This is a genomic window from Micromonospora arborensis, from assembly GCF_003205615.1.
GTDB lineage: Bacteria > Actinomycetota > Actinomycetes > Mycobacteriales > Micromonosporaceae > Micromonospora > Micromonospora arborensis.
In genome coordinates, this window is sequence record NZ_PYBV01000011.1 from 373,428 (window position 1) to 380,324 (window position 6,897).

The 6,897-nt window shown below is 72.1% G+C and carries 6 protein-coding genes; 2 read left to right on the top strand and 4 right to left on the bottom strand.

The window, feature by feature from the left end; genetic code table 11:
* Window positions 1-34: 34 nt before the first annotated feature.
* The 3 genes from C7C45_RS09745 to C7C45_RS09755 form a co-directional block, all read right to left on the bottom strand.
* Complete coding sequence (locus C7C45_RS09745; protein WP_110563271.1) at window positions 35-1,042, bottom strand: inorganic phosphate transporter; 1,008 nt, start codon at window positions 1,040-1,042, stop codon at window positions 35-37.
* Window positions 1,043-1,046: 4 nt separating this feature from the next.
* The gene (locus C7C45_RS09750) at window positions 1,047-1,673 is read right to left on the bottom strand and encodes a DUF47 domain-containing protein (protein WP_110563272.1); all 627 of its coding nucleotides are present in this window, start codon (window positions 1,671-1,673) and stop codon (window positions 1,047-1,049) included.
* A 128-nt stretch (window positions 1,674-1,801) separates the two neighbouring features.
* Window positions 1,802-2,743, bottom strand: a complete 942-nt coding sequence (locus C7C45_RS09755) for a PPK2 family polyphosphate kinase (RefSeq protein WP_110563308.1) — start codon at window positions 2,741-2,743, stop codon at window positions 1,802-1,804.
* 192 nt (window positions 2,744-2,935) lie between these two features.
* Here C7C45_RS09755 and sigJ point away from each other — a divergent pair, with 192 nt between their 5' ends.
* Complete coding sequence (gene sigJ, locus C7C45_RS09760; RefSeq protein WP_110563273.1) at window positions 2,936-3,901, top strand: RNA polymerase sigma factor SigJ; 966 nt, start codon at window positions 2,936-2,938, stop codon at window positions 3,899-3,901.
* 24 nt (window positions 3,902-3,925) lie between these two features.
* Here the strand turns inward: sigJ and C7C45_RS09765 are convergent, their stop codons facing one another.
* Window positions 3,926-4,432 (bottom strand): DUF402 domain-containing protein, encoded by a 507-nt coding sequence (locus C7C45_RS09765; protein WP_110563274.1) that lies wholly within the window; start codon window positions 4,430-4,432, stop codon window positions 3,926-3,928.
* A gap of 103 nt (window positions 4,433-4,535) precedes the next feature.
* Here C7C45_RS09765 and C7C45_RS09770 point away from each other — a divergent pair, with 103 nt between their 5' ends.
* Complete coding sequence (locus C7C45_RS09770; protein WP_208641112.1) at window positions 4,536-6,740, top strand: ATP-dependent DNA helicase; 2,205 nt, start codon at window positions 4,536-4,538, stop codon at window positions 6,738-6,740.
* Window positions 6,741-6,897: the final 157 nt, after the last annotated feature.

Sequence of the window (6,897 nt, forward strand, 5' to 3'; positions counted from 1 at the left end):
CCCTCTTCGAAGAGGGGCCCTTTCTTCACGACGGTCAGCCGAAGAGCGGCCGGACCAGCAGGTAGGTGACGCAGGCGATGAGCGCGGCGGCCGGGAACGTGATGATCCAGGCGAGCACGATGTTGCCGGCGACGTTCCAGCGGACCGCGGAGAGGCGCTTGGTCGCACCCACGCCCATGATCGCCGAGGTGATCGTGTGCGTGGTGGAGATCGGGGCCTTCAGCACCAGGGCGTTGAAGTAGAGCACCGCGCTGGCAACCGTCTCGGCGGCGAAGCCCTCCGGCGGCCCCAGGTCGATGATCTTACGACCGAGGGTGCGGATGATCCGCCAACCACCGGCGTACGTGCCGAGGGCCAGCATGGTCGCCGAGGTCCAGAACACCCAGCCCGGGATGTGCGTCTTGCTCTCCTGGAAACCGCCGGTGTAGAGCGCCAGCACCACGATGCCCATGGTCTTGGCGGCGTCCTGCATGCCGTGGCCGACCGACATGGCCGCCGCCGAAACGGTCTGCGCGTGGCGGAAGCCCCGGTTGAGCTTGCCCGGCTGCCCCTTCCGGAAGAGCCAGAGGATGGCCAGCATCAGCAGGTAGCCGAGGGTCAGGCCGACGATCGGCGAGAGCACCATCGGCAGCAGCACCTTCTCGCCGATGTTGCCCCACTGCACGATGCCGCCGGTGGACAGCAGGGTCGCACCGACCAGGCCGCCGAAGAGCGCGTGCGAGGACGACGACGGCAGGCCGAAGTACCAGGTGATGAGGTTCCAGGCGATCGCGCCGAGCACGCCGGCGAAGACCACTCCGAGGCTGCTCACCCCGGTGGGGAGGGTCACCAGACCGTCACCGACGGTCTTGGCGACCCCGGCGCCGAAGTGCGCGCCGATGAAGTTGCCGACCGCGGCGAGGCCGAGGGCGATCCGAGGTGTCAGCGCCCGGGTGGAGACGCTTGTCGCGATCGCGTTGGCGGCGTCGTGGAAGCCGTTGGTGTAGTCGAACGCCAGGGCCACCGCGATCACCGCCAGCACGGCGATGAGTTCGGGAGTCACTGGCTCAGGACTCCTTGACGGCGATGGTCTCGACCGTGTTGGCCACGTGCTCGAAGGCGTCGCAGGCGGCCTCCAGCTCGTCGGCGACCTCCTTCATCTTCAGCACCGTCAACGCGTCGTACTCACCCGAGAAGAGCCGGACGAGCAGCTGCCGGTTGATCCGGTCGCCCTCGTTCTCCAGCCGGTTGCACTCGATCCAGTAGTCCTCGAGATCCTTCATCGACTGCAGGCGGGGCATCGCGTCGGCGGTCAGCTTGGCCTGCTGGTCGAGCACGTTGACCATCTCGTGCAGCTCGCGGGGCAGCGCCGGCAGCTCGGTCAGCCCGTACAGGTAGAGCAGGTCGCCGACCGCTTCCAGGTGATCCATCACGTCGTCGAGCAGCGAGCCGAGCCGGTAGATGTCCTCCCGGTCGAACGGGGTGATGAAGGTCGAGTTGATCTTCTTGTACAGGTCGTGGGTGATCTGGTCGCTGTCGTGCTCAACCTCGGTCAGCCGCTCGCTGACCGACTGCACGTCCACGCCGGGCAGGGCCAGCTCGTTGAGCAGCGCGGTGCCGCGGACCAGGTTCTGCGCGGCCCTGGTGAAGAGCTCGTAGAAGGCGCCCTCGGTGGGGCGGAAGGAAAACTTCACAGCACAGACCTCGTCGCGTCGGTGGAAGGGTGGCGGCACCCGTCGGGCACCCGCCCGGTGAATGCTAGGAAACGACAGAACCGTGAATTCGCCGGCCCACCCCTGGCCAGGCGTCATTCACCGCCCGTTCATCTGTTGTTCATCTCGGCCGTCCCACCCGCACCCGCTCCCCCAGCGAGCAGCCGCTCCCGCTCCCGCTCGACGTCAAAATCGGCAGCCGGATACCCCAGGCCGAGGGTGTCGAACGTCTCACGCAGCAGATGGGCCACCGCCCAGTCCCTGTACCACTTGCGGTCCGCCGGCACCACGAACCACGGCGCGGCGTCCGTGGAGCACCGGCTGAGCGCCTCGGCGTACGCGGCCTGGTAGTCGTCCCAGTGGGACCGGGAGTCGACGTCGGAGGGGTTGTACTTCCAGTGCTTGCGCGGGTCGGTGAGCCGCTCCAGCAGGCGCTTGCCCTGCTCGGCGTACGAGATGTGCAGCATCACCTTGAGCACTGTCACGTGACCCTCGGTCAGCTCCCGTTCGAACGAGTTGATCTCGTCGTAGCGAGCCCGCCAGGTCGCCTCCGGCACCAGCGAGCTGACTCGGGTGATCAGCACGTCCTCGTACTGCGAACGGTTGAACACCCCCACGTACCCGGGCGGCGGCAACTCACGACGGATCCGCCAGAGGAAGTCGTGCCGCAGCTCCTGCTGGGTCGGCGGCCCGAACGAGCGGATGTGCAGGCCCAGCGGGTTCATCGCGCCGGCCACCCGCTTGATCGTGCCGTCCTTGCCGCCGCAGTCCATCGCCTGGAGCACGAGCAGCACCCGGCGTGCCGGCCGGTCCAGCCCGGCCTTGGCCATCGCGAAGAGCATTTCCTGCTGTCGGCCCAGCTCGCCGCCGACCAGCTCCACCTGCTCTCGCGCCCAGGCCTTCCGGTGCTCGCCGCGCCCCGCCGTGCTCGGCACGCCGGGCGTCGATCGTGGATCGATCGCGCCGAGATCCACGGGTGCGGTGACCCGCAGCAGCTCCCCGACGGAGCCGCCGTCCGGTGCCACGATCTGCCCTTGCTCGGGTGCGCTCATCCACGGATCATCGCCCACCCGCAGACGATCCGCCCGCCGAGGCCCACCCCACACCGCCACCGGGTCGGCGCGGTCCGCCTGGCGGCCGACCGGCCCGTTCAGAGCTGCCGACACGGCCAGGGGCTGCCGGCGTGCCCGGTCGCCGGGAGGATGTACGTCAGGACGGTGCCGACCGGGGATGGGTGGTGGGTCGTGCGGGACCTGGCGACGGAGTTCGAGGCCGAGCGGGGCCGGTTGCTCGCGGTGGCCCGCCGGATGCTGGGCAGCCGCACTGAGGCGGAGGACGCGGTGCAGGAGACCTGGCTGCGCTACGCCGGTGCGCTCGCCGACCCGGCGGCCCGCGCCGAGATCCGGGAGCTGTCCGCATGGCTGACCACCACCTGCGCCCGGATCTGCCTGGACGTGCTCCGCTCGGCCCGGGTCCGGCGGGAGGCGTACCCCGGGCAGTGGCTGCCGGAGCCGGTGGTGAGCCCGTTGGGCGCTGGACCGTCGACCGACGGGTACGCACCCGACCCGGCCGAGCGGGCGGTCCGCACCGACCAGGTCGGTACGGCGCTGCTGGTGGTGTTGGAGCGGCTCGGACCGGAGCAGCGGGTCGCCTTCGTGCTGCACGACGTGTTCGCGGTGCCGTTCGCCCGGATCGCCGACGTGCTCGGCACCACCGACGTGGCCGCCCGGCAGCTCGCCGCCCGGGCACGTCGGGCGGTCACCGCCCCGGACGTACCCCGGCACACCGCCGACCCGGGCGAGCAACGCCGGGTGCTCGAAGCGTTCGTCACCGCCACCGAGTCCGGCGAGCTGGAGCAACTGCTCAAGGTGCTCGCGCCGGACGTGGTCTTCGTCGGCGACTCCGGCGGGCACTTCCCCTCCGCCCGCCGGCCGGTGCTCGGCGCGGACGCCGTGGGTCGCTTCGCGCTGGGGCTCTTCGGCCAGGCCGGCCGCTACGCCGGAGGGGTGCTGGCCCGGCTCGTGCTCGTCGATGGTGTGCTCGGCCTGCAGATGGAGGCGGTGCACAGTGACGGGCGGCCGATCCGCCTGGTCACCGCGTTCGCGGTGGATCAGGGCCGGATCACCGCCATCTACAACCAGATCAACCCGGAGAAACTGACCGACCTGCCGCCGCTCGGCGCCGACGACGGCTGGCCACCGCGCTGGTGAGCCGGCCCGGCCGGGCGTGCGGCGTCAGACCACCAGGGCCAACCACTTCCGGTACGCGGTGGCGAACGGCTCGGTGCCGTCGGCCAGCGCCCCGAACAGCCGCTGGGCTGCGGCTTCGGCCTCGACCACCACGTCGTCCGGGTAGCCGAATCGTGCTCGGTGCTCGGCGAACTCGTCCTCGTCGAGCAGCTCCACCAGGCCGGTGGCGCGACGCCGGACGACGTCCAGGTCCAGATCGATCAGGTGGACGGTGTCGTCGGATTCCCAGTGAGCCGGGGTGGTGATGTCGCAGTAGACCTCGCTGGTGCGCGGCGGCGGGTTGAACATGGCCGTCCACCAGGCGCGATGCGGCACCAGCAGCACGAACGGAATCTTCTCCACCGACGGCCGGCCGTGGTAGACCGATTCGGTGCCCTGGGGCACGCCGAGCCAGATGCCGAGGTCGTCCTCGGTGAGCCGGCGGGCCGGGTAGTCGCGGTGGGCGCTGCCGTCGTACTTGCGGTAGATCACTCGGACCATGTCGCTCGGCATGATTCGCACCCTAACCGATACCGCCCACGCGTCGTAGCGCGGCCGTAACCGGACGGCGTCGCCCGCAACGCCCGGTCGCCGTCGGCATCGCGCCACGCGGCGGATGGACGCAGCCCGTGTCGGCGGCGCCGGGTACCGTCGCACGGTGACTCCGCCCCGCACCGCCACCGGTTCCGCCACCCCGTCGGCCCGTGCCAAGGGGCGGCGGCGGGGTGCCCGGCCCAGTGGCACCGAGCTGCTGGCGGCGGCGGTCGGCGCGGTGCCCGGCGGCGCCGAACGACCTGGCCAGTTGCAGATGACCACGGCGATCGAGGAGTGCGTGGCCGAGGGCGAGCATCTGCTCGTGCAGGCGGGCACCGGCACCGGCAAGTCGCTTGCCTACCTCGCGCCGGCGCTCACCGTGGACGGCCCGGTGGTGGTCTCCACCGCCACCCTGGCGTTGCAGTCCCAGCTGGTCGACCACGATCTGCCCCGGCTGGCCGACGCGGTGGAGCCGCTGCTCGGCCGCCGGCCCACCTTCGCGGTGCTCAAGGGTCGCCACCACTACCTCTGCCTTGCCCGACTGGACAACTCCACCGAGGATGAGCCGGAGGACACCCTCTTCGACGCCCCGGCGGCTCGCCCCGGGGGCGGGACGAAATGGCTCGGTGAGGCGGGCCGGTTGGGCAAGCAGGTCGAGCGGCTGCGTGGCTGGGCCGAGAAGACCGCCACCGGCGACCGCGACGAACTGGACCCGGGCGTCGACGACCAGGCCTGGCGGCTGGTGTCCATGCCGGCCCGCGAGTGCGTCGGCGCGACCCGTTGCCCGTTCGGGCAGGAGTGCTTCGCCGAGGCGTCCCGGGCCCGTGCCCGCGAGGCCGACATCGTGGTGACCAACCACAGCCTGCTCGCGGTCGACATGCTCGCCGACCGGCACATCGTGCCACCGCACAAGCTGCTCATCGTCGACGAGGCGCACGAGTTGGCCGACCGGGTCTCCTCCGCGGCCCAGGCGGAGCTGGTGCCGGAGCTGATCGACCGGACCACCCGGCGGGCCCGTACGCTGCTGCGCCCGGAGACCGCCGACGCGCTCACCGCCGCCGGTGACGCCCTCGCGGTCGGGCTGGCCGAGGCGCCGGCCGGGCGGATCACCGCCGGGCTGCCGACGCCCCTGCGGGAGGCGTGCACGCTGCTCGACGCGGCGACCCGGTCCGCCCTGGACGCGATCGGCGACATCAAGTCCGACGACCCCGACCCGGTCCGCAAGCAGCAGGCCAAGGCGGCACTCGACGAGCTCTCCACCACCGCACAGCGACTGCTGGAGGAGGCCGACCACGACGTGGCCTGGGTGGAGAAGAACGACAGCGGCAACCGCCGGGCACTGGTCGTCGCGCCGCTGTCGGTGGCCGGCACCCTCGCCACCCACCTGTACGACGAGCGCACCGTCGTCGCCACCTCGGCGACCCTGGCGCTGGGCGGCCGGTTCGACACCGTGGCCCGCGCCCTCGGGCTGGACGCGCCGCCGCCCGCCCCGCCGTCCGCCGCCGCAGCCGCACTGGCTGCCCGCACCGGCCCGGGCCGTCCGGCCGCCGAGACGCCGGGCCGCCGACTCGCCGGCGACCTCCCGCCGAGTGCCGTCGTACCGGCCACCGAAGGCCCCGGATGGCGGTCGCTCGACGTCGGTTCGCCGTTCGACTACGCCCGCCAGGGCATCCTGTACGTCGCCGCACACCTGCCCCGACCCAGCGTCTCCGGGCTGCCCGATGCCGCCGGGGAGGAGCTGCTCGCGCTGGTCGGGGCGCTCGGTGGTCGTACTCTCGGGCTCTTCTCCTCCCGGCGGGCCGCGCAGCAGGCGGCGGAGTTGCTCCGCGCGCGGACCGACCTGCCGGTGCTGTTGCAGGGCGAGGAGGCGCTGCCGCTGCTGGTCCGCCGCTTCCGTGAGGAACGTGCCAGTTGTCTGTTCGGGGTGATGTCGCTCTGGCAGGGGGTGGATGTGCCGGGTGACGCCTGCCAGCTCGTGGTCATCGACCGGCTGCCCTTCCCGCGACCGGACGAGCCGCTGGCGGCGGCTCGTGCCGCCGCCGTGGATGCCGGCGGCGGCTCCGGCTTCGCCGCGGTGAGCGTGCCGATCGCGGCGGTCCGGCTGGCTCAGGGCGTGGGCCGGTTGATCCGGGCGACCGGCGACCGGGGCGTCGTCGCGGTGCTCGACTCCCGACTGGAGACGGCCCGGGGGTACGGGCCGTTCCTGCGCCGCTCGTTGCCGCCGTTCTGGTACACGACCCGCCCCGAGGTGGCGAGAGGCGCCCTGGAACGCCTAGCCAACTCCTGACGCCGCCCCGCGCGGGCCGCGCCGCGCCCGTGCGCGGCGCGGCGCGGCGGCAGGCCCAAGGTCGCGCTACAACAAGGAAATAGTGGCCTCCCGCTGGCGGGAGGCCACTATTTCCAGGATCGAGCGTGATCTAGCGGGCAGCGCGGCGCGGGCGGCG

Excerpts from the sequence above, each read along its gene's own strand:
- C7C45_RS09755 (WP_110563308.1), bottom strand. The coding sequence starts at position 2,743 with ATGAGCGCACCCGAGCAAGGGCAGATCGTGGCACCGGACGGCGGCTCC.
- C7C45_RS09770 (WP_208641112.1), top strand. The coding sequence starts at position 4,536 with ATGGACGCAGCCCGTGTCGGCGGCGCCGGGTACCGTCGCACGGTGACT.
- C7C45_RS09765 (WP_110563274.1), bottom strand. The coding sequence starts at position 4,432 with ATGCCGAGCGACATGGTCCGAGTGATCTACCGCAAGTACGACGGCAGC.